Genomic DNA, 23,095 nt, shown 5'->3' on the forward strand with positions numbered 1-23,095 from the left:
CACTTTCCGTACCATGGCACGCATCGTCTTCGACCTCCCACCGCACTTCGGCTTTGCCACCGAACTGCAGATCTACATCAGCCATGTGAATCAGGGCGGGCATCTGGACAACGCGCAGTTGCTCAGCCTGGTGTCCGAAGCGCGGGTGCGCTTCTTTCAGTCACTCGGCTACCCCGAGGCCGATGTGGGCGGCCTGTCCATCGTGGTGGGCGATATCGTGGCGCAGTACAAGTCCGAAGGTTTCCACGGCGAAACCATGCGGGTGGAGATGGCGCCTGCGGACTTCAACCGCTATGGCTTCGACCTGGTCTTTTGCATGACCGAGAAGGCCTCGGGCCGCGAGGTGGCGCGCGGCAAGATCGGCATCGTCTTCATCGGCAAGGCCAGCCGCAAGGTTGCTCCCATCCCGGACTCCATCCGCCAGCTGCTGCTGGCCCGCGCGGGAACGCCGGATTCCCATGCATTGTCCGAGCGCGTATCCTCCCCATCGACATGAACCAACTCCAACTTTTTCTCCCCTGCGCCGCGGGCGTCGAGGGCTTTCTGGCCGACGAGGTGCATGGCATCACCGGCCTCACGGGGCAAGACCTGCTGGTGGGCCGGGGCGGCGTGCTGCTGCGCGCCTCATGGCGCCAGGCCATGCAGCTCAACCTGCACAGCCGCCTGGCCCAGCGCGTGCTGGTGCAGCTGGCGCACCGCCCCTACCGGTCTGAGAACGACCTCTACGCCATGGCCAGCGAGGTGGCCTGGGAGATCTGGTTCACCACGCGCCAGACCTTCAAGGTCGAGGTGACGGCCCAGCACAGCCCGCTGCAGAGCCTGAACTTCGCGGGCCTCAAGGTCAAGGACGCGGTGGCCGACCGCTTCCGCCACAAGAGCGGCGTACGCCCCGATGTGAACACCCAGTGGCCCGATGTGCGCATCCACCTGCACCTGACCACCGACGAGGCCACGATCTACATCGACACCTCGGGCGAGCCGCTGTTCAAGCGCGGCTGGCGCGAGGACAAGGGCGACGCGCCGCTCAAGGAAACCCTGGCCGCCGCCATGATCGCCGCCAGCGGCTGGGACCCGCATGGCGACAACCCCCAGCCCCTGTACGACCCCTGCTGCGGTAGCGGCACCATCGTGGTCGAGGCCGCGCAGATCGCCTGCCGCATCCCGGCGGGCATGCTGCGGCGCTTTGCGTTCGAGAAACTGCTGCCGTTCCAGGCCCATGTCTGGACTGCTATCAAAAACGAAGCTGAAAGCACAATACAGACCAGCGCAGTGCCCATTTTTGGCAGTGATGTGGCCTTCCGCATGGTCGACTTTGCGCAGCGCAACGCCGAGCGCGCGGGCGTGGCCGACGCCGTGCAGCTGCGCGGCGGCGACGCCCTGCAGCGCATGCCGCCCTGTGAGCAACCCGGTGTGATGCTGCTGAACCCACCCTACGGCGAGCGCATTGCCGCCGCCGGCACTGCAGGCCGCAACGCCAGCGAGCGAGCCGCCGATCGCGCCCAAGGCATGGCCGTGGGCCGCGAAGAGGCACAGACCGAAGACGGCGGTGAGTTCTTCAGCCAGCTGGCCACGCACTGGAAGAAGAACTACAGCGGCTGGACGGCCTGGATGCTCACGCCCGACCTGAAACTGCCCGGCAAGATGCGCCTGAAGGAATCGCGCCGCGTGCCCATGTGGAACGGGCCCATTGAATGCCGCATGTTCCGCTTCGACATGATCAAGGGTGCTGTGCGCGACCGGGCTACCAAGCCTGCCCCCGAAGGCAGCCCACGCCATGAAGGTTGAACTGCCCCTGCCCGCCGAGGCCCCGGCGGACGAGCCGGCGCGCCCTGTGGTGGTGGATACCAACGTGGCGCTGGACCTGCTGATCTTCAGCGACCCGCGCACCGTGCCATTGCGCACGCTGCTGGCCCAGGGTCGCCTGGCCTGGATCGCCACGCAGGTCATGCGCGACGAGCTGGAGCGCGTGCTGGCATACCCGCACATCGTTGAGCGCATGAACTACTACCGCGTGAGTGCCGCACAGGTGCTGGCCGCGTTTGATGCGCAGGCACGTCTGGTGGACATCGCACCCAAGGTGGCCTACGTGTGCAAGGACGCGGACGACCAGAAGTTCATCGACCTGGCGGCGGCGCACCGGGCAATTTTGCTGAGCAAGGACAAGGCGGTGATCTGCATGCGCAAGCGGTTGGTGAACCTGGGGGCGGATGTGGCGACTGCGCTGGTGCTGGAAGAGGCGCTCGCCACGGCGGCGGCCTGATCACGCATTGATTAGTTTCTGCTGCAAGGATCGGTATGGGGCCGTTGGGTTTTCTTGTCCTCTCGGGCTTCTTCGCCTACCTCGCTTTTGATGCGTTTCAGTTCAACCGGACATCCGGTCACAAAGTCTGGGCCGTGCCGCCCTCTTCCGGTCGGGCGGTTGGTGTGGATCCTTTGTCGCGCGCCGAGCAGGAGGGCGCGCAATCGAACGAAATCACTGCAGTGGGGGGCATTCCCGGCCTCTACTGGATTTTTGTGATGCTGTCGGTGGGCTGCTTGGGGGTTGCTGCCTGGCTGTGGCTAGCGTAGGTTGGGGTAGCGCGGTCTAACCCGACGTTTTCTTCCACGGGCATGGCCTGTCGGGTTACGCCAGCGGCTAACCCGACCTACTGGTTGATCTAGCCTTGAGCCAAGAGGTCATACGCCGCCCGCACCCGCTGCAAATCCCGCCCCAGTTTGCGATTGGTGGGCAGATTCCGCATCCACCCCATCCGCCGGACACTGGTGGCCAGCACCGCCCGCATCTCCTCGCTCCCCTGCGCCACCCACGCCGCCCAGCGCTCGCGCCCCTCGGTCAGCGTGCCGCTGGCATGCAGGTAAATCGCGGTGGAATGCGCGTAACACAGCGCATCGCGCACATGGCACACCGCCAGCGGCAGCACGGCGGCGGGGTCGTCCTCAAAATCGATGCAGGCCACCTCGCCATCGGGGCAGCGCACCAGATTGCGCGCAAACGCCTGGCTCAGGCAGGTGCCCTGGTGGTGCACCTGGGTCAGGGTGTCCAGCCCCTGCTGCCACAGCGCCAGCACAGCGGCCGCGTCGCCCGCCTGCACGGCGTGATCAATCTCGTTGCCCAGCGAATGGGTTTCCTCACCCACGTTGCCCAGGTGGCGCATGGCAAAACCATTCGGCAACGCGGCCAGCACCACGGGCACGCGGATGCCGCGTGCGGCCAGGTCGCGCAGGCGTTGCACTTCGGTGGCAATCGCCGTGGGGCCGCCGGGGTTGGGCACGGGGCGCAGCGCATCCAGCCGCAGCAGGGCGGCCAGCAAGGCCATGGCGCGGTAGCGGCCTGTTCCGTGGGGGGCTCCCGCGCGCTTGATCCAGATCTGTTCGTTGCCCAGCACATGGGCCATCACGTTGTGCGGCTGGGTGGCGAGTTGTTGCTGCAAAAAGGCGGCGTAGTCCGGGGCGGTGGTGTAGGTGGGGGCGGATGCATCCATCGTCAAATTCATACAGCAGCGTCCCCCGCCACCGCCGCTGCGGTGCCCACGGCTGCAGCATGCACCAGCTCGACATGGTGGGGGATGGAGGGTTCCAGTGCAGGCTCGCTGGCCTGAAAACTGTGCGCGCTGGCCAGCGGCCAGTACAGGCGGAACACGTTGTGCTGCGCGTCGAGCGAGCCCAGGAGCGCACCGGGCAACATGCGGGTGATGAGGTTGGACAGCAGGCGCACCTCGGTGTCGCTGATGCGGCGCACGATGTGGTGGGCGGTGATGTCCTTGGGGTGGTGCAGGCCGGCGGCCTGCACCAGCTCCTGCAACGCGTGCAAGGTGCTGCGGTGGAACTGCGCCACGCGCGTGGCCTTGTCGGGCACCACCAGGGCCTGTTGGCGCAGCGGATCTTGTGTGGTCACCCCCGTAGGGCAGTGGCCGGTGTGGCAGCTTTGCGCCTGGATGCAGCCCAGCGCCATCATGAAGCCGCGCCCCGCGTTGCACCAGTCGGCGCCCAGCGCCATCATGCGCGCGATGTCGAAAGCGCTGATGACCTTGCCCGCGCAGCCAATGCGCACACGGTCGCGCAGGTTCACGCCCACCAGCGTGTTGTGCACCAGCAGCAGGCCCTCCTGCAGCGGCGCGCCCACGTGGTCGCTGAACTCCACGGGCGCCGCGCCCGTGCCGCCCTCGGCGCCATCAACCACGATGAAGTCGGGCGTGATGCCGGTGACCAGCATGGCCTTGACGATGGCGAACCACTCCCATGGGTGGCCCAGGCAGAACTTGAAGCCCGTGGGCTTGCCGCCAGAAAGCGTACGCAGCTTGGCGATGAACTGCATCATCTCGACCGGCGTGCGAAACGCACTGTGGCTGGCGGGCGAGATGCAGGCTTCGCCCTCCTTCACCCCGCGTGCGGCGGCGATCTCGGCAGTCACCTTGGCCCCCGGCAGCACGCCACCGTGGCCCGGCTTGGCGCCCTGGCTGAGTTTGAGCTCGATCATCTTGACCTGCGGGTCGGTGGCATTGGCCGCAAAACGCTCTTCGCTGAAGGTGCCATCGGGGTTGCGGCAGCCAAAGTAGCCCGAGCCGATCTCCCAGATCAGGTCGCCGCCGTGCACGCGGTGGTGCTGGCTGATGCTGCCCTCGCCCGTGTCGTGCGCAAAGCCACCTTTCTTCGCGCCCTGGTTGAGCGCCAGAATGGCGTTGGCCGACAGCGCACCAAAGCTCATGGCCGAGATGTTGAACACGCTCGCGTGGTACGGCTGGGTGCAGGGCGATACAGACTGTGAGGGCGCATCGGGGCTGCCACCGATCCACACGCGAAAGTCGTGCGAGGGCAACTGCGTGGGCGCCAGCGAGTGGTTCACCCATTCGTAGCCCTGCGCGCCCACGTCCAGGTGGGTGCCAAAGGGGCGGTTGTCCGGGTCGCCCTTGGAGCGCTGGTACACGAGTGAGCGCTGCGCGCGCGAGAACGGCGCGGCCTCGCTGTCGCTCTCGATGAAATACTGGCGCACCTCGGGCCGCACATATTCGAGCATGAAGCGGATGTGGCCGATGACCGGGTAGTTGCGCAGGATGGCGTGGCGCGTCTGCTGCAGGTCGTACACGCCCACTGCTACCAGAGCGGCGAACGCCAGCACCACGGGCAGGCCCACGCCAAACGCCACCAGCGCAAACAGCGACAGCAGCAGCCCGAACACGCACAGCGCAAAGGCCGTGTAGCGCACCGGGTAGAGGGAATTGAGCTGGTGAATCATGGGGATCCTGGTTTTGGGCGTTGGCGTGGGAGGGCTACACTGACCGCCTTTTTATCGGGTTGCCATGTTGCGCGCGGCTCTTTTTTCACGCCCAGGCCTTTCCCTGGGCCACCTAGCACCCGCCGCTCACTAGCGGCGCGGCACAAGGCCTGCGCATCATAAAAGTAAAACATTGTTTTGCCGCCCCCGCTTTCTCCCTTGACGACCGGAGTCCTCCCATGACCGAACCTGCATCGCCCACCCCCGCCACCGACGATCTCGACCCCACCACCGCCCCGGCCGCTGCGCTGGGCCCGGATGAGCTGGAGGAGATGGACAACATCCTCGACGACCTGCGCGCGCGCGGCGAGGAAATCCCGCAGTGGGAGTTCTGCGATGGCTTCATGACCGCGCTGATCTGCAGCCGCCGCCCCATCGGCCCGGCCGAATATCTGCCCATGCTGCTGGGCGACGGCGCCGAGCTGGATGTGGCCGAAGGCGACCCGCTGCCGCAGTTGCCCGCGTTTGCCGATGCCGCCCAGCAAGCCCGCTTCATGGACCTGTGGATGCGCCGCTGGAACGAGATCGTGGCCCAGCTCGACACCGATGTGAAGACGCTGGACGACGACCGCACCTTCCAGCCCGAAGCCATGGACATGCGCGGCGCCGTGGCCAGCCTGACCGACGAGCAGCGTGCCGAGATGGGCGACGACCAGGAGATCCCGTCCTTCGGCCAGGTCTGGGCGCTGGGTTTCATGTTTGCGGTGGAAAACTGGCCCGAAGACTGGGCCGCCCCGCGCGACAAGGAAGCTGCCAAGTGGCTGGACGATGCGCTGGAGCGCATCGTCGCCCTGACCGAAGACGACACCGGCAAGCCCGAAGTCTGTATGTACGACGAAGACGGCCCCCCCAGCACCAGCCAGGTGCGCGTGGAAGCCTTCGGCGAAGCCATCTGGGCCGTGTACGACCTGCGCCAGCTGTGGAAGAGCATGGGCCCGCGCGTGGAGACGGTGCGCAAGGCGCCCGAGCCCGGGCGCAATGATCCTTGCCACTGTGGCAGTGGCAAGAAGTACAAGAAATGCCACGGCGCGTAAGCGTAACCTCTGGCACTACTTTTTTGATAGCGGGTTGCGCTTGTAGCAAAAGCGCGGGAGGCTGATAGGCCCGCGCTTTTCTCGCAGCGTCCTGCTGCCGGGGGCGCTAAGGCTGTTCGTCGAACGCGTCGATGTCTTCTGGCAAGGTGACCCACGCAAGGCGGCGCAGCGTCCAGATCTGGCGCTGCGGCGTGCCCAGCTCGTGCCTTTGCGTGATGGTTCCGAGCCGTAGGGAATAGGTCTGCGGATTGTCGGCCGCGCAGGCATACAGCGAGCTTCCGCAGACGTCGCAGAAGGCCAGCACACGCCGGTTGCCGCTGGCCGCCGTCTTGATGTATGTGCGGGGTGTGCCGCGGGTGAGTCGAAAGCCTGCCGCTGGGGCCGGGATGTTGGTACGGAAGGCGGAGCCGGAATGCGCCTGGCAGTCCGTGCAATGGCACACCGTCGCAGTGCCGGGCTCCACCTGCGCTTCGTAGGCGATTGCACCGCAATAGCATTGGCCTCGCACTTGCATGGCGTTTCCTTGTGCGTGGGTGGTGTCCGCCAGCCGGTGCGGGGTCAACCCTGCGCCAGAAACTTCTTCAAATTCCCCGCTGCCGTACTCCGCACCTTGCGCTTGAGCGAGGGCGACCAGCCCAGCAGCAGGCCCGGCGCGCCCAGCGCCTGCCGGGCCCAGCGCCAGAAGTTGAAGCGGTCACGGTGCGTGGCAATCAGCCCGTCGGGCGTGAAGGTGAAGGTGCCGTCGATGATGTTGTGCACCTTGCGCCCGGTGGCGCTGAAGAGGTAGTGCGCCTCCCAGTGCGCCTTGCCGCCCTGCGCATCGGCGTCGATGCCGCTGAACTCCAGCTTCCAATGCTCGGCGGCGCCGGGCTTTTTCGTCGCAGTGCACAGCATGCGCCACATGCCTGCCACCTGCTCGCGGCCTTTCAGGGAAAAGGCCTCGTCGTCAAACGTGGCGTCGGGGGCATAGCAGGCCGCCATGGTGGCATGGTCCAGTTGCGCAAACGCGGTGTAGAAGCGTTGCAGGGTCTGGGCGTTGGGGTGCATGGGTTCTCCTCCTCAAGGGCGTCCATGCTACACCCCGGCCGGAACGCTGCATGCCACCTGGGGGACCTGCGCGGCGATGTGCGTTCAGCCGGTGCGCAACCCACCGATGCGCCGCCGCTTGGTGTCGTCCAATGCGTCCAGCACCTGGATGCCGTGCGCATACCCCTGCTGCACGATCTGCTCGAACCGGTTCCACTGCAGCATGCCCACGCGGTCCATGGGGGGGTTGAAGTACAGGTCTGTGAGCTGCTGCGACTGGCGCTGGCGCGACATGCTGTACAGGATGGTGACCTGCATGAGGTAGCTGGCCAGCGAGGGCAGCTTGTAGCGCCGCTGGGCGCGCGGGCGCAGCTTGTCGCGCAGCAGGGCCCAGCTGCTGGGGATGTCGTCCAGCTCGATGCGGCGGGGCTTGCGGAAGTTCAGGTCCACACCAATCACCGTGCCCACGCCGCGCATGCTGCTGCGCATCACATCCACTGGGAAGTTGTTGAACGTGCCACCGTCGCACAGCAGGTCGCCCTCGTGCACCACAGGCGGCAATGCACCGGGGATGGAGATGCTGGCCAGCAGCGACTTCACCAGGCTGCCACGGCGCACCACCTGTTCGCTGGCGCGCGAGTAGTTCGTGGCCACGCAGTAGTAGTTCTTCCACAGGTCTTCCACCTGGGCCGGGAAGCCCACCAAGCTCCCCACGGCCTCGTGCAGGATGTGGCGCAGTCGGCGGCCCTTGATGAGCGACATCAGCGGCAGCAGGCTCCAGTCGCCCGTGGGGTTGGTGCGGAATGCCTCGCGTGCGTTGGCCATTACCGTCGCCAGCGGCTGGTCGGACGCCACATATGCGGCCATCACCGAGCCGATGCTGGTGCCCCCCACACAATCGATCTCCACGCCTTCTTCCTGCAAGGCGCGGTAGATGCCCAGGTGCGCAAAGCCGCGTGCGCCGCCGCCCGCCAGCACGAGGCCCACGGCCGTGCGGCTCTGGATGCGGGCCAGGCGCGCCATGTCGCGGTCGAGGGTGGGGCGCACATGCACGTGGTCGGCCACGGGGCGGCGGTCCAACCATTGCTGGGTGCCACGTGGGCACTGCGTGCCTTCCGGGTGCAGCAGCACCAGGATCTCGGCGGCCTCGGCCAGGGGCGCGCGGCGCAGCAGGCAGTTTTCCTCGATGGGGTGGATGGCGGGCTCGGCCTGCGCGTCGGCCAGCAGCAGCAACTCGTCGCAGTGGCGGCTCACGCGGCGCGTCCAGGGGGTGGGCTCGGGGTCGGCCAGCAGCAGCACAAAGTCGTTGCGGGCCTCGATCTCGTCGAGCAGCATGGCAATGCGGCGGTTGGCCGTGGCGTCGGCGCCTTCGCGCTGCGCAATGCCTGGCTCCTGTAATTCGGCGTCCACGGTGGTCGAGTCCACCACCCGTACGCGGCCCACCGTGCCGAGGTGGCGCGCCAGACGCTGGCCAAAAGCCTGCAGGTCTACGCCGCTACTCACCGGCAGTAGGCCCATGGCCACCGGGCGCTCCTGCGCGGCCGTATGGGCGGCGGTGCCCGACTGCAGGCGCTGGATGATCTGGCGCGTGAGCGCAATCGATACCTGGGCACTGCTGGCTAGCAGGGTCTTGAACACGTCCTTGGTCAGGCGCACCAGCACCGAGTCGCGCACGGCGACCACGGTGGCGGCGCGGGGGGCGTCGGTGAACAGGCTGATCTCGCCAATCACCTGGCCCCGGCCCATGTCGGCCACGCGGCGCTGTGTGCCGCTGGGGCCGTCGTCACTGCGCACATAGGCGCGCAGGCGGCCGCTGACGGTGAGGTACATCGATTCGCCGGGCTCGCCCTGGGTCATCAGCGTGCTGCCGCCGGGCACCTCCACCCACTCCAGCTGGGCGCGCAGCAGCTCCAGCGCCTCAGGTTCGATGCCTGGCAGAAAGCTGCGCAGATGCTCGGTGAGCAGTTGGTTCTGGGTCGCGGTAAAGGGAGGCATGGTCACGCAATCGGCAAGGCACAGTGGGGGCGCTGCGGAAGGCGATGGCTTACCAGCCACCGGTGCTGGCCATGGGTTCCGCAGCGTGCGAAGCGGCGGATTCTAGGAACGCAATGTCACCTGTGCGCACTGCACGGGGCATGGTGGCCGCGCAGCGCGTGAACAAATGCACGGCAGATCCTTTCGATTGCCCTTTCGGGCCGTGTCGGACCTGGTCGTCAGCGCATGAAGGCGCTCAGCGCCTGGGCCGTGGCCTCGGGCAATTGTTCGGGGATGAAGTGCCCCGCCGGAACGGCCTGGCCAGTGACCACGCCCGCACACTGCGCCTGCCAGAGTGCTAGCGGATCGAACAGCCGGTGCACCACGCCGTGCGCACCCCAGATCACGAGGGTGTCGCACGCTATTTTTTCGCCGCGCGCGCGGCTGTCGCGGTCGTGGTCCAGGTCGACGCCCGCACTGGCGCGGTAGTCCTCACAGGCGGTGTGGATGGCTTCGGGTGTGCAAAAGCAGCGTTCGTAATCGGCCAGGGCCTGTGGCTCGATGTGGGCCAGGCCCGCGCTGCCCCAGCCGCCCAGCTTGGCGTGCAGGTAGGCGCGGGCGTTGCCGCCGATCATGGTCTCGGGCAGCGGCGCGGGCTGGATCAGGTGGAACCAGTGGTAATAGGCGCGCGCAAACTCCATGTCGGTGCGCGCGTACATGTCGAGCGTGGGGGCGATGTCGATCACGCACAGCTTCTTCACACGCGCGGCGTGGTCCAGCGCCAGGCGGTGGGCCACACGGCCGCCCCGGTCGTGGCCGCACAGGTAGAAAGTGTCGTGGCCCAGCGTGGTCATCACCTCGGCCATGTCCTGCGCCAGGGCGCGTTTGCTGTAGTTGCTGTGGTCGGGCAGGCCGGGCGCGTGGGATGAGTCGCCATAACCGCGCAAGTCCGGCAGCACCAGACAGTAGTCGCGTGCCAATTGCTGCGCCACGCGGTGCCACAGCGCATGGGTTTGCGGAAAGCCGTGCAACAGCAGCAGCGGGGGCGCGCCCACGGTGCCGCCGGTGCGCACAAAGATCTCCGCGCCCGAGGTGGTGATGCGCCGGGTGGCAAAGCCGTCAAACCAGGAGGGTTTCGTTGTCATGGCCGTATGGTGTGGCAAGGGGCGGGTGGAGTCCTGTCTTGTGGACGACAGCGGCCGCCCATGCCGGGGCCGGGGATCTTGCCAGCGAGGTCAGGCAGGCAGCAGGCTCAGCAGCCGCTTCAGGGCGTATCGCAGCGTGGCCGTGCGGACGGCCGCGCGGTCCCCTGCAAAGTGCTGCATCTCGCTGTGGGTTTCGCCGCCCACGCACCAGGCAAACCACACGGTGCCCACCGGCTTGGCCTCGGTGCCGCCTGTGGGGCCCGCGACGCCGGTCACGGCCAGGCTGACCTGCGCGCGCGAGTGGGTCAGCGCACCATCGGCCATGGCGCGTGCCACAGGCTCGCTCACCGCACCGTGCTGCTCGATCAGGCCGGGGGGCACCCCCAGCATCTCGGCCTTGGCCTCGTTGGAATAGGTGACAAAGCCGCGCTCGAACCACTGGCTGGAGCCCGACAGGTCGGTGCAGGTGGCGGCGATCATGCCGCCGGTGCAGCTCTCGGCAGTGGCCAGCATGTGGCGGCGGGCCAGCAAACGCAGCGATATTTGCGTCAAATTGGCCTCAAGCGCTTGTACTTCTTGCGCTAGTAGCTCACTTTTTGATAGTGATGTGGGTGCCATCAGAACCTCCACAGTGCGATGACCAGCAAGGTACAGAAGGCTGCCACAAAGTCGTCCCACAAGATACCCCAGCCCCCGCGCCAGCCAAAGCCCTTGAACAGGCTGTCGGCCCAGCCCACCGGGCCAGGTTTGGCGGCATCAAAAAAGCGGAACAGCCCAAACGCCACCACCTGCCCCCACAGCCCCATGGGCATGGCCAGCCACAGCACCAGCCAGAAGGCCACCACCTCGTCCCACACGATGCTGCCGGGGTCGGCCACGCGCATATGGCGCGCTGTGGTGGTGCAGGCCCACCAGCCCACCACGGTGCTGACCACGATCAGCAGGCCCATCTGCCGCGGGTTCAGCCACTGCTGCAGCACCAGGTAGGCCAGCCAGGCCCACAGCGTGCCCACGGTGCCTGGCGCCTTGGGGGCCAGGCCCGCGCCAAAGCCCAGCGCCATGAAGTGGGCGGGGTGGGACAGCATGAAGCGCACGCTGGGGCGCAGTGGGGCAAGGGGTGGCAGTAGCTCGGAAGCGGTCATGTCGCGACGGAAAATTGATCAGGCGCTGGCGGCGCCGCCGTCTGCCCCGGCAGGCAGGCGCACCAGCAGTACGGGCACGGGGGCGGTGCGGGCAATCTGCTCGGCATCACTGCCCATCAGCACGCGGGCCAGGCCACGGCGCCCGTGGGTGCCCAGCACGATCAGGTCGGCGCCCCAGGCCCGCGCGTGTTCCACCACCAGGTCAGCCACCCGGGCATCCAAGTTTTCGACCAGCACGGTGTCCACCGGCACACCGCTTTGCGCCACGCGCTCTTGGGCGCGGCGCAGCAAGGCCTCGCCCGCCTGGCGCAGGCGGGGCAGCACCTCCTGGCTGTAAACCTCGGGCCGCTCAAAACCGCTGATGTGGGCCAAAGGGTCCATCACGTTCAGCAGGCGAATGCGTCCACCCGTTGCCTTGGCCAGGCCCGTGGCTTCGTTCACAGCGTGGTCAGCGGTGGGGCTGCCGTCAACGGCAACAAGGAGGTGTTGGTAACTCATGGCGGCGGGCTCCTGGGGGCATGGTGGCACCAATGTGATCGCTGGGGCGGATTGTGACCGACACGCTGTTGCGCGGGTCTTTGGAGGGCCAGTCACCGTGTCGCCAAGGTCACTGGCGTTCGATCAGCTCCACGTCTTTCGGGTAGCGGATGGTGTGCTCGGCGCTGAACTGAGCAGTGCCCCCCGTCGCCACGGATTGCTGCCAGGATACAGTGCCGGGCGTGCGGTTCCAGGCCGTGTCCGCCGGCTGGGGCTGGTAGCGTGATTCGACCTCGATCTTTTCGTTGCGCGAGACCGGTGCGGCATGCAGCACCTGCAGCGTGATGGCCGTCTTGTGGCGGTTCTCCACGCTGTAGGTCCGGCGCGTCTTGCGCTCCACGCGCGAGCCGGTAAACCCGCTGCTCCCCGTCAGATCCTGCACGGGCTCCGCCCGTACGGTGACCAGTTCATCGCGGCCAAACGACAGGCCGGTGCTGCCGGCTGGGGCGCCCGCACTGGGCGCGCCAAAGTCGATGCGGCCGTTGCCCACAAAGGCGCCATCGCGGTACAGGCCTGCTGCGCCTGCCGGCCACACGCCGGGCGGCTGGGCAATGTGGGCAACCAGGTAGGCGGCTTCTTCCATGGCCGGTGCCGTGCGCGTGACCAGCGTGGCGGGGGCGCTGTGATTGCCCAGCGCCAGCGTCACGCGCTGGCCGCTGGAGGGCACGGTGATGCGCTGGGGCACGGCGAACTCGGTGGCAAACCCCTTGTCGAGGGCGCTCACGTCAAACGTGGGCATGGCTTCCTCGGCGGCATTGCGGGACCGGGACAGGGACGCAATGGCCGGTGCGGGCGCAGGCGCCATCGCCATGGCCGGCGCGGGCGAGGCCTGCGGGGGCGGTGCCACGTTCAGCCACCAGGGGCGGGGCAGTTGCCCTTGTGTGGCGCGGCCCGGCTGGCCGGTGGACAGGGTCAGCTGCACATTGCCCCAGTCTTCGCCGCTGTTCTGGGCCACCAGCGCCTGGCGTTCGATCAGCACCGTGGATTTGTTCGCATCCAGCGTGGCGCGGTAACCGGGCTGCCAGCCGGGGCCGCGCACCTGGTAGGACAGGCGCAGCTCAGCCTCGCGCTCGGTAGCCAGGTTGATGGTGACTGACACCACCCGCGCACGCTGGCTGGCCACGCGGTCGCGCTCTGCCACGAGCGGCTTGAGGGACAGCTCCAGTGCCTCCTGCTTGCGCTGGAGCTGGTGCGCGCGTGCAAAGCTGTCCTGCCCGGATTTGCGCAGGACCTCGGCAGTGGCGGTGATCTGTGCGGGCGTCGGTGTGGCAGCACGGGGGGCGGAAGTGGCAGGCGCTGCCGACTCCGGGCCCGCGCCGGTTTGCGCCACGCTGCGCAGATAGCCGTCCACCAGCTGCAGGGCCGAGGCCTCGGCCTTCACCCCCGCGATCTGGTCCTCCAGCTCGCGGATGCGGCCGTCCAGCGGACTGGCGCAGCCTGCCGCCACGTCGCGGTCTTCGGTGAGCACATTGAACTCGCCCACGCGCACGGCGGGGTCGGCGTTGATCTGCAGGCTTTGCACATCCAGCGACGCGGGCAGGCAGGCCAGCGTGAGGCTGCGTGCGCCAGCGGCCACCTTGGCCACGCGCTCTACCGTGGCGCTGCCGGGGTAGACGGTGACACGGGCGATGCGGGAGGTGTCCTGGGTCTGGGCAGCAACGTGCAGCGGGGCCAGGACGGCCAGACCCAGTGCCAGCAGTGCTGGACGCGTCTGAAGACGGAGGGCGGGAAACGAGGGGCTCACGGGGCGCATGGGGCTCCTTGGGCGCAAATGACAAAGGAATTGGGATGCTAGCAGCCGGGCGGCGTGCCGCACTGACTCATAGTCATAGCACCCCTGGCACCTCCGCCGCCAGAAAGTCATAAACCGCCCGAATCTTGCGGCTGGTGCGGATCTCGCGGTGCACGGTGAGCCAGATGGGCAGTTCGGGCAGTGGCAGCGTGGGTAAAACCGCCACCACATTCGGGTCGGTGCGGGCCAGGTAGTTGCCCACAAAGCCAATGCCCAGCCCCGCCCGCACAGCCTCCCAGTAGGCCATGAGGTCGTCGGTGCGGAACGCGAAGTGCCCGCGCTCCACCGGGTAGCCCATCGCGGCAAAGCCTTGCTGGATGTCTTCGTGCCGGTCGTTGCCCACCAGCTCGTGCTGCAGCAGGTCGGGCGGTTGGCGGGGTGTGCCCTTGCGGCGCAGGTAGTCGCGGTGGGCATAGGCGCCCAGCGTCACCGCGCCGATGCGCTTGGCCACCAGGCTGGCCTGGTCGGGGCGCACCATGCGCAGCGCAATGTCGGCCTCGCGGCGCAGCAGGTTGGTGACCTGGTTGCTGGCCACCAGCTCCACCTGCACCTCGGGCAGCGCCTGGCGCATGCGCGCCAGCACGGGCGGCAACAGCACGCAGGCCACGGGCTGACTGGCGGTGATGCGCACGGTGCCGCTCACGCCTTCCTCCGCGCTCGACACGCTGCGTGCCAGCTGGTGGGCACCCATCTCCATGGCGCGGGCCGATTCGGCCAGCCGCAGCGCCGTGGCCGTCGGCAGCAGGCCGCGCCCGGTGCGCTCAAACAGCACCACGCCCAGCTGCGATTCCAGCTCGGCAATGTGGCGGCCGATGGTGGGCTGGCTGGCGTTGAGCGCACGGGCGGCGCCGAGCAGGCTACCCTGGTCTAGTGCGGCCAGGAAGGACTGCACGAGGCTCCAGTCAAAGGTCTGGTTCATGGCAATAGCGTGCCCGCAATGGGGCGGCAGGAGGGTGGTTAGAGGTATTCATATTTGCATTGCTGATATGAATACTTAGCCAATTGTGTAACGGTACTGGCGTTTTCACAATCGCTCCATCCCTTGTGAATGGAGCCCTCAGATGATCACCCACACCCGTTTTCCACACTCCACGGACAATCCCTCCACCGTGTTGATCCTGGGCGCCCGGGGGCGGCTGGGACTGGCGGCCACCCGCGCCTTTGCGCAGGCTGGCTGGCAGGTGCTGGCCCAGGTGCGCCCCAGTGCGCAGAGCGCTGCATTGCCCGCCATTCCTGGCGTGTGGTGGATGCCGGTGGCAGTGGAAGACACTGCCGCGCTGGCGGCCCAGGCACAGGGCGCGCAGGTGGTGGTGCATGCGCTCAACCCTGCCTACACCCACAAGGCCTGGCGCGAGCAGGCACCGATGCTGATGGAGGCGGCCATAGCCGTCACCCGCCAACTGCGCGCCAGGCTGATGCTGCCGGGCAACGTCTACAACTTTGGCGAAGCCATGCCGCCCGTACTGCGCGAAGACACATCCCAGGCCGCCACCGGTTTCAAGGGCCGCATGCGGGTGCAGCTGGAGCAGCGACTGCAGGCCGCCACGCGACAGGGCGAGATACGTGCTGTGGTGTTGCGCGCCGGGGATTTTTTTGGCAGCGGCACGGGCAGCTGGATCGACCAGGCCATTGCCAAGGACCTGCCCCGGGGCCGCATCACCTGGCCCGGCCCGCTGGACGTGGCCACGCCCTGGGCCTACCTGCCCGACCTGGCCCGCACCTTCGTGCGTGTGGCGCAAGAGCGTGACCGGCTGGCCGCCTTCGAGTGCCTGCATTTCGCTGGGCACCACGTTACCGCGCAGCAGTGGCTGCACAGCTTCACGGCCATTGCAGCAGAGCAGGGCTGGTTGCCCGATGCGGGCGCGCTGCGGGTGGGCCAGTTGCCGTGGCCGCTGCTGCGCGTGATGGGGCTGGTGGCCCCCACGTTCGCTGCGCTGGCGGACATGCGCTATCTGTGGCGCACGCCCCACCGTCTGGACAACACCCGCCTGCGCGCGCTCATCGGCGACGAGCCCCACACCCCCTTCGATCAGGCCGTGCGCCAGGCGCTGGCAGATTTGGGGCTCGTAGCCTTGCGTTCGACCCGCGCTGCGCTGGCCTGACGGCACCACCTTTGAACCACCGGAGTCTTCTCATGAACCGTCGCAACTTCATTCGTTTGGCAGGGGGTGGCACCATCGCCGCCGCCACCACCGGCACGCTGGTCGCCTGCGGCGCCGTGGGCTCGCACTATCCCGCCGAGGCGGTCGAGGCCTGGCAGGGCCCCGTGGGCGAGACCGATGTGCGCCGCCGGGCGGTGGCCTACGCCATCACCGCGCCCAATTCGCACAACCTGCAGCCCTGGCTGGTGGACTTGCGCGAGAGCGGTGTCATCACCCTGCGCACCGACCCTGCGCGGGTGCTGCCACAGACGGATCCGTGGGGGCGCCAGATCCTGATCGGCCACGGCGCCTTTCTGGAGCTGCTGGTGATGGCGCTGGCTCAGCAAGGCGTGGCCAGCGAGGTGTTGCTGTGGCCGCAGGGCGAGATGCCTGCGGCCCTGAAGGACTGGGACGACCGTCCCGTGGCGCGCATCACCTTGAAACCCGGTGGCCAGCCCGACCCGCTGTTTGCCCAGGTGCTGCTGCGCCACACGCCCAAGACCGATTTCGACACCACCCGCCCCGTGGCGCCCGAGTTGCTGGCCCGGTTGCTGGGCAGCGCCCCGGCTCAAGCCCCGCTCAGCGTTGGCGGTACCGTCAGCGCCGACCAGTTGCCTGCGCTGCGCACGCTGTGCTGGGAGTCCGCCCGGGTAGAGCTGCTCACGCCGCGCACGATGATGGAAAGCATCCAGCTCACCCGCGTGGGGCCAGGCGAAATCCTGCAGCACCGCGACGGCATCTCGATCAACTCGCCCTTTGTGCGTGCCGTGGACGCTCTGGGCATGTTCGACCGCACCCAGCCCCCGGCCGAAGGCAGCGCCGCCTACAAAAGCGCCATGGGGCGTTTTGAGGGCCATAGCCGCACGGCCATGGGTTTTGTGTGGATCACCGGTCCCAACACCCGCAGCGACCAGATCCGTACCGGGCGCCTGTATGTGCGCCAACAGTTGCAGGCCACGGCGCTGGGTGTGGGCATGCACCCCATGAGCCAGGCGGTGCAGGAGTTTGCCGAAATGGCCCCGCACTTCGAGCGCGTGCACCAGCTGGTGCTGGGGCGTCCAGCGCCGCGCACGCCCCAGGAGCCCACCGTGCAGATGTTCTGCCGCATTGGTTACCCGCAGGGCGAGGTGCCTGCCACGCCGCGCAGGCCGCTTGCGCGTTTTGTGCAGGCTTGATTCCGAGGAGGGCAGCACCTGCGCAAAGGGCTGATGCAGATCAACCTCCGGCCACAAGCTGGCGCGCTTTGCCGCTGCTTCACACACTGTTCAGGTGGCGTTCATCGCGGGTTTCTACAGTTGCTGCATTGCAACAATTAGTGGGGCTGGTGATGTGGAAGAAGGTTTTTGGGGGCACTCTGGCGGTGGCCATCGGCGTGTGGATGTTGGCTTTGATCGTGCCCCAGCCTGCACCGCCCGCGTGGGGCGATGTCTGGTGGTGGCGTAACCAGCTGATCCTGCTCACCGGGGTGGCAGCCTGGGCGCTGATGTCGCTGATCATGGTGCTGGCCGTGCGGCCCGCGTGGCTGGAAAAGCCGCTCGGTGGCCTGGACAAGAGCTACCGCCTGCACAAGTGGGCGGGTATCGGCGCGATTGTGCTGGCGTTGCTGCACTACGGGCTGCAGCTGTCGCGCAGCCTGCTGGCTGACTGGGTAGGCCGCCCGGTGCGCACGCCGCGCGCGGATTGGTGGCTCAACACCTTCCGCCACCTGGCCGAGGAGATGGGGGAATGGGCCGTGTGGTTCCTCGCGGCCATGTTGGTCATCACGCTGTGGCAGCGGTTCCCGTACCACGTGTGGCGCTACCTGCACAAGCTGCTGGCCGTGGTGTACCTGGTGCTGGCCTTCCATGCCGTGGTGCTCACGCCGCCTGCCTGGTGGCAGCAGCCTGCGGGTGTGCTGGTGGGCCTGTGCACGCTGGTGGGGGTGCTGTGCGCCGTGCGCTCGCTGGCCGGGGCCATCGGGCGCCGCCGCCGCCATGCGGCCCGTGTTGTGAGCGTGTCGCCCCAAGGGGCTGGGGTGCTGGAAGTGACCTGCCAGGTCAGCCCCGCCAGTGGCTGGAAGCATGCGGCCGGTCAGTTTGCGTTTGTCACCTTTGGCCGTGCCGAAGGGGCGCACCCCTTCACCCTGCTCAACGCCGACCAGGGCGATGGCGTGCTGCGGTTTGCCATCAAGGCGCTGGGCGATCACACGGGGCAATTGCCCCTGCAGGTGCAGCCGGGCCAGACGGTGAGCATCGAGGGGCCGTATGGCTGCTTTGACTTTCGCAGCGACAGCGCCACCGAGCAGGTGTGGGTGGCCGCAGGCATTGGCGCCACGCCGTTCATGGCCTGGCTGGAGTCGATGCAGTCCACGCCCGCGCTGGCGCCCCGGGTGCACCTGCACTACTGTGTGCGCCATGCGGGCGAGGCGGTGTTTGCCGAGCGCATGGCTGCACTGTGTGCCCGCTTGCCCAGCGTGACGCTGGAGATCCACTACAGCAACGACACCGGGCCCGTGACACCCGCAGCGTTGCTCGCAGGCACCAGCCCGGCGGCGAGTGTGTGGTTCTGCGGACCGCAGGGTTTTGCCGAGGCGGTGCGCCAGGGCATGGAGCAGTTGGGGCGCTCGCCTGCGCGCTTTCACCAGGAGCTGTTCCAGATGCGCTGAGGCGGGTTCTCCGCGCTACAGCGCTACGTGGTGCCGGTGCGGTCCGTGGGTGCCAGGTACTCCTGTACCAGGGCCCGCCCGCGGTGCAGGCGGCTTTTGGCCGCCTCGCGCGTCACACCCAGCCGCTGCGCCATCTCCTCGATGGTCAACTCCTCGAAGTCGCGCATCAGCAGGGCCTCGCGGTACAGGGGCGGCAGCGAGTCGATGGCCAGGGCCAAGTCATGGCGCAGTTCGTGGTCGGGGCGGTGCGACCAGGCGAGGTTGTCTTCCACCTGTGCCAGCGGCTCGCCCTTGAGCCAGGCCAGCATGGGCTGCATGCACAGCCGCTGCACGATGCGCACCACCCACCCGCCGAACGCCGCCACCTCGCGCAGCGCGCCCACGCGGCGGTACACGATGATGAGCGCCTCCTGCACCACGTCGTCCGTCGCCGTGGTGGCGGCGCAGTGGCGCAGCGCATAGCGGCGGATGTCGGGACGGGTGAGGCGCAGCAGCTGCTCCATGGCCGCCGCGTCACCGCTGCGTGCGGCGGGGAGCAGCTGGGCCACGGTGGGGGCTGGGTGGGTGGTGGCCATGGGCGTTCACTCGACAGGCTTGCGGCCCACCATGGCACAGGCGGGGCAGTAGCCAAACGCGCCGCTCAGAATGCTGCCAACGCCCGAGGCGGCCAATGCCAGGCCCAGGGGCGATGCGGACATCCACCACAGGCCTGCAGCGATGAGGGCGACGCCCCCTGCAACGCGCAGCAGGCTTTCGGGGCGGGTGATGTTCTTGCGGTACAGCATGGTGAAAAACTCCTTGGTGGGGAAATGAAGGCGCCGGCACAGGGCACCTTCCCTACCAAGAGCGGCTGGTTGCGCAAAAGGATTCATGGGTTGCAAAAAATTTTTGCCTGCCACCATCCGTCACCGGAAATGGTCGAACGAGGCGTAACGGTTCTCCACCGCCTGTCCCTGCGCGTCCACCAGCCTCAGGCCTGGCTCAGCCAGCACGGTGCCGATGCGGGTGACGGGTGTGCCGCTTGCCTGCGCCGAGGCGGCCACCGCGTCACGCCGCGCGCGCGGGGCGGTGAAGGCCAGCTCGTAGTCGTCACCGCCCGCCAAGGTGCATTGGTGGACCAGTTCGGGGTCCAATGGGCTGGTTGCGCTAGTCGAATATGCCTTTGCTGCTATCAAATTTATAGTTTTTGAGGTGTCGATACAGGCCCCTGCCCCCGAGGCTTGGAGGATGTGCGACAGGTCGCCCAGCAGCCCGTCGCTCACATCCATGGCGCTGGTCGCCACGCCGCGCAAGGCCAGGCCCAGGGCCACGCGCGGGGTGGGGCGCTCCAGCCGCTGGCGGGCGCGGGCCAGCACCTCGGCGGGCAGGGCGATGTGGCCGAGCAGCGCCTCCAGCGCCAGCCTGGCGTCGCCCAGCGTGCCACTCACATAGATGTCGTCGCCGGGCTGTGCGCGGCTGCGCAGCAGGGCCTGGCCGGTGGGTACCTCGCCAAACACGGTGATGCAGATGTTGAGCGGGCCCTGCGTGGTGTCGCCGCCCACCAGCTCGCAGCCGTGGGCATCGGCCAGCGCCAGCAGCCCGCGCGAGAAGCCTGCGAGCCAGGCCTCATCCACCCGGGGCAGTGACAGGGCCAGCGTGAACGCGAGCGGCTTGGCGCCGCACGCCGCCAGGTCGGACAGGTTCACGGCCAGCGCCTTGTGGCCCAGGGCTTCGGGGTCGACGTCGGCAAAGAAGTGGCGGCCCTCCACCAGCATGTCGCTGCTGATGGCCAGCTGCATGCCGGGGCGCGGTGCCAGCAAGGCACAGTCGTCGCCCACGCCCAGCACGGCGTGGCGAACGGGGCGCGTGAAGTAGCGCGCAATCAAGTCAAATTCACCCATGCCCCGATTGTGAGTGGGATAAGAGCGGGCAGCTGGTGGAGGGGCGTGCCAGATTCTCAGCCGGCTGCCGCGCCGCGAAAGCGCTGCGCTGCCTGGCGGCTTACCTCGGCCAGCAGCTGCTCTTCGCTCTGGCGCTGGCGCAGCCAGCGGGCATCGTTCTGCCCCGCCTCGACCTCGGTGCGCAGCATGTGCATGGCGCTTGACGCGCCCTGTACGGCCGCGTGGCCTGCGATCTTGTCCATGGTGCGCAGGATGTGCTCGCGCAGCGGCATGTGGTCGCCCGTGGCCGGGTCCACATACACCGCGTCCATGCCAAACCGGCAGGCCTGGAAGCGGTTGTAGGTGTACACGAGGTAGTCGTCCTCTTCGGGCATGAAGGGCTGGTCGGCCAGGAACCACGCGCCCAGCGACTGCACGTAGCCCGCGAGGGCCGCAGCGCGCTCGATGGTGAGCGGCGTGTCGAACACGCGGATCTCGATGGTGCCGAACTCGGGCTTGGGGCGGATGTCCCAATAGAAGTCCTTCATGCTCTTGACCACGCCCGTGCGGGTCATCTTGTTGAAGTAGGTCGTGAAGTCGTCCCAGGTCAGTGCCATCGGTGCGCGGCCCGACAAGGGGAACGCGAACACCGAGTTGAGCCGGGCCGAGTCAAATGCCGTGTCCTGCCCTTGCACGTAGGGGCTGGACGCCGACAGCGCAATGAAGTGCGGGATGTAGCGCGACATGCGGTGCAGCATTAGCAGCGCCGCATCGGCATCCGGGCAGCCAATGTGCACGTGCTGTCCGAAGATGGTGAACTGCTTGGACAGGTAGCCGTACAGCTCGGACAGCTCGCGAAAGCGCGGCTTGTCGTAGATGCGTCGCTCGTGCCACTGCTGGAACGGGTGCGTGCCGCCACCCACCACGGCAATGTTGAGCTTGTCGGCGCTTCTGACCAGCGCATCGCGGATGGGCGTGAGCTGGCCCAGCACCTCGCTGGCCGAGTGGCAGATGCCGGTGGAGATTTCGATCATGCTGTTCGTCATCTCGGGCACCACGCTACCGGGCAGCGGGGTTTTCTTCATGAGGCGCAGCATGTCCTCGGCGTAGGGCGCCAGGTCGTAGTCGTTGGTGTTGACCAGCTGCAGCTCCAGCTCGACGCCCAGCGTCAGCGGCTCGGAATGGGTGAAGGCTTCAAGACTCACGGGGGGACTCTCCGTTGTTGTTGCTGCGGGTCAGGGGTGCCCAGGGTTTGGAGCTTTCGCCCGCACGGTAAATGGCCACGGTGGCAATGACGGCACCAAATACCTCCATCAGCAAGATGGCGGGCAGCGCCACACCCGCGATCACATGGCCGGTGGAAGGCGACGCGAGCACAAACTGCGAGGCGATCAGCAGGGCGATGGAGGACATGGGGGTCATCGCGCAGCCCACCCACAGCGCCTGCTTCCAGCTGGCGCCGCTGCCCACATTGCCCAGCGCCACGCCGGTGGCCTTGGCCAGCAGGCGCACGGCAATCAGGGCCAGCACCACACCGGCCACGGGCGCGCTCCAGTCGGCCTGCGCTGCCACGGTGGAAACCAGCACGAACATCAGCATGGTGAGCAGGGACGATGCATTGCCCAGTTGCCGCGGCCAGGCCCAGGGGCGCGGGTTGAGCTGCTTGAGCAGCATGCCCCCCAGCAGCGCGGCCAGTGGTGCCGAGCCCCCCATGTGAGCGGCCACTGCCGTGCCTGCAGCCACCAGGGCCAGGAACAGCATGGAGGTGTTTTCGCTGGTGGGGCTCATGAAGCGCAGCGCCATGCGCAGCACCAGGGCCAGCACGGCGGCCACCACGATCGATACGCCCAGCACCACCACCACGGGCGACACGGCCTCCAGCACGGTGAGACTCTGGCGGTTGATGAGTTCTGCCTTGGCGCTGCCCAGGGTCAGGGCATACAGCGTGGAGAGTGTGGTGAGCACAATGGCGCGTTCGGTCACCGGGCCGGCGGCACGGGTGTCGGCCACCACACGGGTCAGCACTGCAGGAGATGCCGCCAGCGCCACCAGGGCCAGCGGGCCAGCCGCCTGGGGCGGCAGCTGCAGCCACACCAGCACCCAGTACACCGCGAAATAGGTCAGCACCGATTCGGCGATGCTCTGCACCAGCACCATGGGGTTGTGGCGGAACCAGCGCAGCGGGATACGGCCGCCACATTCGAACAGCACAATGGCCACGCCCAGCTCCAGCAGGAACAGGCCAATGCCCTGCAGCGGCCAGACTGCACCGCTGAAGCCTGCCAGGCCGGCTGCCGTGCCCACCAGCGAATAGCCCACCACCTTGGGCAGGCCGGTGTGGCGTTGGGTGAGATAGCCTGCCATGGCGGCTACCGCCAGCAGCAGTGACCATTGCACCGTGGGCAGCCCGGCCGAGGGGCGCAGCCACTGCGCCCAAAAGCTCAGGATTTCATTCATGTCATCGGACCTCTGCGTCAGACGGGCGCTGCCCGTTGGAGTGGAGGCCCCGGCGCACAGGCCCTCCGCAGA

At 67.7% G+C, this 23,095-nt stretch carries 24 protein-coding genes; 8 read left to right on the plus strand and 16 right to left on the minus strand.

The genetic code is table 11. The features are described 5' to 3' along the window. Positions 1 to 13 precede the first annotated feature (13 nt). From ATF69_RS19565 to ATF69_RS19580, 4 genes are read left to right on the plus strand one after another with little or no spacing between them, the layout of a single operon-like run. Positions 14 to 496, plus strand: a complete 483-nt coding sequence (locus tag ATF69_RS19565; RefSeq protein WP_146872010.1) for an acyl-CoA thioesterase — start codon at positions 14 to 16, stop codon at positions 494 to 496. After that, positions 493 to 1,785 (plus strand): THUMP domain-containing class I SAM-dependent RNA methyltransferase, encoded by a 1,293-nt coding sequence (locus tag ATF69_RS19570; RefSeq protein WP_146872011.1) that lies wholly within the window; start codon positions 493 to 495, stop codon positions 1,783 to 1,785. The genes ATF69_RS19565 and ATF69_RS19570 overlap by 4 nt, the downstream gene beginning before the upstream one ends. After that, positions 1,775 to 2,260, plus strand: coding sequence for a putative toxin-antitoxin system toxin component, PIN family (locus tag ATF69_RS19575; protein WP_146872012.1), 486 nt, complete (start codon positions 1,775 to 1,777; stop codon positions 2,258 to 2,260). The genes ATF69_RS19570 and ATF69_RS19575 overlap by 11 nt, the downstream gene beginning before the upstream one ends. A 35-nt stretch (positions 2,261 to 2,295) precedes the next feature. Next, complete coding sequence (locus tag ATF69_RS19580) at positions 2,296 to 2,568, plus strand: hypothetical protein (protein WP_056747795.1); 273 nt, start codon at positions 2,296 to 2,298, stop codon at positions 2,566 to 2,568. A gap of 89 nt (positions 2,569 to 2,657) precedes the next feature. On the opposite strand, the gene ATF69_RS19585 is transcribed toward ATF69_RS19580, so the two are convergent. After that, positions 2,658 to 3,482 (minus strand): hypothetical protein, encoded by an 825-nt coding sequence (locus tag ATF69_RS19585; protein WP_056747797.1) that lies wholly within the window; start codon positions 3,480 to 3,482, stop codon positions 2,658 to 2,660. 8 nt (positions 3,483 to 3,490) lie between these two features. Further along, a complete protein-coding gene (locus ATF69_RS19590) occupies positions 3,491 to 5,233 on the minus strand; it encodes an FMN-binding glutamate synthase family protein (protein WP_056747798.1) in 1,743 nt (580 codons plus the stop codon). Positions 5,234 to 5,451: 218 nt separating this feature from the next. On the opposite strand from ATF69_RS19590, the gene ATF69_RS19595 reads away from it, so the two are divergent. Continuing rightward, entirely contained in the window at positions 5,452 to 6,306 is an 855-nt protein-coding gene (locus tag ATF69_RS19595) for a YecA/YgfB family protein (protein ID WP_146872013.1), read from the plus strand. Between the two features lie 106 nt (positions 6,307 to 6,412). On the opposite strand, the gene ATF69_RS19600 is transcribed toward ATF69_RS19595, so the two are convergent. The 9 genes from ATF69_RS19600 to ATF69_RS19640 form a co-directional block, all read right to left on the minus strand. Continuing rightward, a complete protein-coding gene (locus ATF69_RS19600) occupies positions 6,413 to 6,820 on the minus strand; it encodes a GFA family protein (RefSeq protein WP_146872014.1) in 408 nt (135 codons plus the stop codon). 44 nt (positions 6,821 to 6,864) lie between these two features. Continuing rightward, positions 6,865 to 7,353: a nuclear transport factor 2 family protein gene (locus tag ATF69_RS19605; RefSeq protein ID WP_121941225.1), complete on the minus strand. Its 489-nt coding sequence runs from the start codon at positions 7,351 to 7,353 to the stop codon at positions 6,865 to 6,867. An 84-nt stretch (positions 7,354 to 7,437) separates the two neighbouring features. Further along, positions 7,438 to 9,327 (minus strand): patatin-like phospholipase family protein, encoded by a 1,890-nt coding sequence (locus ATF69_RS19610; RefSeq protein WP_146872015.1) that lies wholly within the window; start codon positions 9,325 to 9,327, stop codon positions 7,438 to 7,440. A gap of 218 nt (positions 9,328 to 9,545) precedes the next feature. Continuing rightward, complete coding sequence (locus tag ATF69_RS19615; RefSeq protein ID WP_146872016.1) at positions 9,546 to 10,451, minus strand: alpha/beta fold hydrolase; 906 nt, start codon at positions 10,449 to 10,451, stop codon at positions 9,546 to 9,548. 90 nt (positions 10,452 to 10,541) lie between these two features. Then, positions 10,542 to 11,069 carry a CinA family protein gene (locus tag ATF69_RS19620; protein ID WP_146872017.1) on the minus strand — a complete coding sequence of 176 codons (528 nt, stop codon included), beginning with the start codon at positions 11,067 to 11,069 and terminating at the stop codon, positions 10,542 to 10,544. Further along, entirely contained in the window at positions 11,069 to 11,593 is a 525-nt protein-coding gene (locus tag ATF69_RS19625) for a phosphatidylglycerophosphatase A family protein (RefSeq protein ID WP_121941221.1), read from the minus strand. The genes ATF69_RS19620 and ATF69_RS19625 overlap by 1 nt, the downstream gene beginning before the upstream one ends. A gap of 18 nt (positions 11,594 to 11,611) precedes the next feature. Continuing rightward, positions 11,612 to 12,091: a universal stress protein gene (locus ATF69_RS19630; RefSeq protein WP_146872018.1), complete on the minus strand. Its 480-nt coding sequence runs from the start codon at positions 12,089 to 12,091 to the stop codon at positions 11,612 to 11,614. Between the two features lie 109 nt (positions 12,092 to 12,200). Then, on the minus strand, positions 12,201 to 13,883 hold the full coding sequence (locus ATF69_RS19635) for a DUF4139 domain-containing protein (RefSeq protein WP_146872019.1): 1,683 nt from the start codon (positions 13,881 to 13,883) through the stop codon (positions 12,201 to 12,203). A gap of 73 nt (positions 13,884 to 13,956) precedes the next feature. Continuing rightward, positions 13,957 to 14,841 carry a LysR family transcriptional regulator gene (locus ATF69_RS19640; RefSeq protein WP_146872020.1) on the minus strand — a complete coding sequence of 295 codons (885 nt, stop codon included), beginning with the start codon at positions 14,839 to 14,841 and terminating at the stop codon, positions 13,957 to 13,959. 142 nt (positions 14,842 to 14,983) lie between these two features. Here ATF69_RS19640 and ATF69_RS19645 point away from each other — a divergent pair, with 142 nt between their 5' ends. From ATF69_RS19645 to ATF69_RS19655, 3 genes are all read left to right on the plus strand, one after another. Next, positions 14,984 to 16,024 (plus strand): NAD-dependent epimerase/dehydratase family protein, encoded by a 1,041-nt coding sequence (locus tag ATF69_RS19645; protein WP_146872021.1) that lies wholly within the window; start codon positions 14,984 to 14,986, stop codon positions 16,022 to 16,024. 32 nt (positions 16,025 to 16,056) lie between these two features. Next, positions 16,057 to 17,238 carry an Acg family FMN-binding oxidoreductase gene (locus tag ATF69_RS19650; RefSeq protein WP_146872022.1) on the plus strand — a complete coding sequence of 394 codons (1,182 nt, stop codon included), beginning with the start codon at positions 16,057 to 16,059 and terminating at the stop codon, positions 17,236 to 17,238. 128 nt (positions 17,239 to 17,366) lie between these two features. After that, on the plus strand, positions 17,367 to 18,707 hold the full coding sequence (locus tag ATF69_RS19655; RefSeq protein WP_244303771.1) for a ferredoxin reductase family protein: 1,341 nt from the start codon (positions 17,367 to 17,369) through the stop codon (positions 18,705 to 18,707). A gap of 23 nt (positions 18,708 to 18,730) precedes the next feature. Here the strand turns inward: ATF69_RS19655 and ATF69_RS19660 are convergent, their stop codons facing one another. From ATF69_RS19660 to ATF69_RS19680, 5 genes are all read right to left on the minus strand, one after another. Further along, positions 18,731 to 19,282: an RNA polymerase sigma factor gene (locus tag ATF69_RS19660; RefSeq protein WP_146872023.1), complete on the minus strand. Its 552-nt coding sequence runs from the start codon at positions 19,280 to 19,282 to the stop codon at positions 18,731 to 18,733. A gap of 6 nt (positions 19,283 to 19,288) precedes the next feature. After that, on the minus strand, positions 19,289 to 19,492 hold the full coding sequence (locus ATF69_RS19665; RefSeq protein WP_056065267.1) for a YgaP family membrane protein: 204 nt from the start codon (positions 19,490 to 19,492) through the stop codon (positions 19,289 to 19,291). Between the two features lie 120 nt (positions 19,493 to 19,612). Beyond that, complete coding sequence (gene thiL, locus ATF69_RS19670) at positions 19,613 to 20,587, minus strand: thiamine-phosphate kinase (RefSeq protein WP_108498245.1); 975 nt, start codon at positions 20,585 to 20,587, stop codon at positions 19,613 to 19,615. A gap of 56 nt (positions 20,588 to 20,643) precedes the next feature. Further along, positions 20,644 to 21,771, minus strand: a complete 1,128-nt coding sequence (locus ATF69_RS19675) for a YbdK family carboxylate-amine ligase (RefSeq protein WP_146872024.1) — start codon at positions 21,769 to 21,771, stop codon at positions 20,644 to 20,646. Continuing rightward, positions 21,761 to 23,023 carry a cation:proton antiporter gene (locus ATF69_RS19680; RefSeq protein WP_056065273.1) on the minus strand — a complete coding sequence of 421 codons (1,263 nt, stop codon included), beginning with the start codon at positions 23,021 to 23,023 and terminating at the stop codon, positions 21,761 to 21,763. Before ATF69_RS19680 ends, ATF69_RS19675 begins: the two co-directional genes overlap by 11 nt. Between the last annotated feature and the right edge of the window lie 72 nt (positions 23,024 to 23,095).

Source organism: Acidovorax delafieldii (assembly GCF_007993815.1).
Lineage (GTDB): Bacteria > Pseudomonadota > Gammaproteobacteria > Burkholderiales > Burkholderiaceae_C > Acidovorax > Acidovorax delafieldii.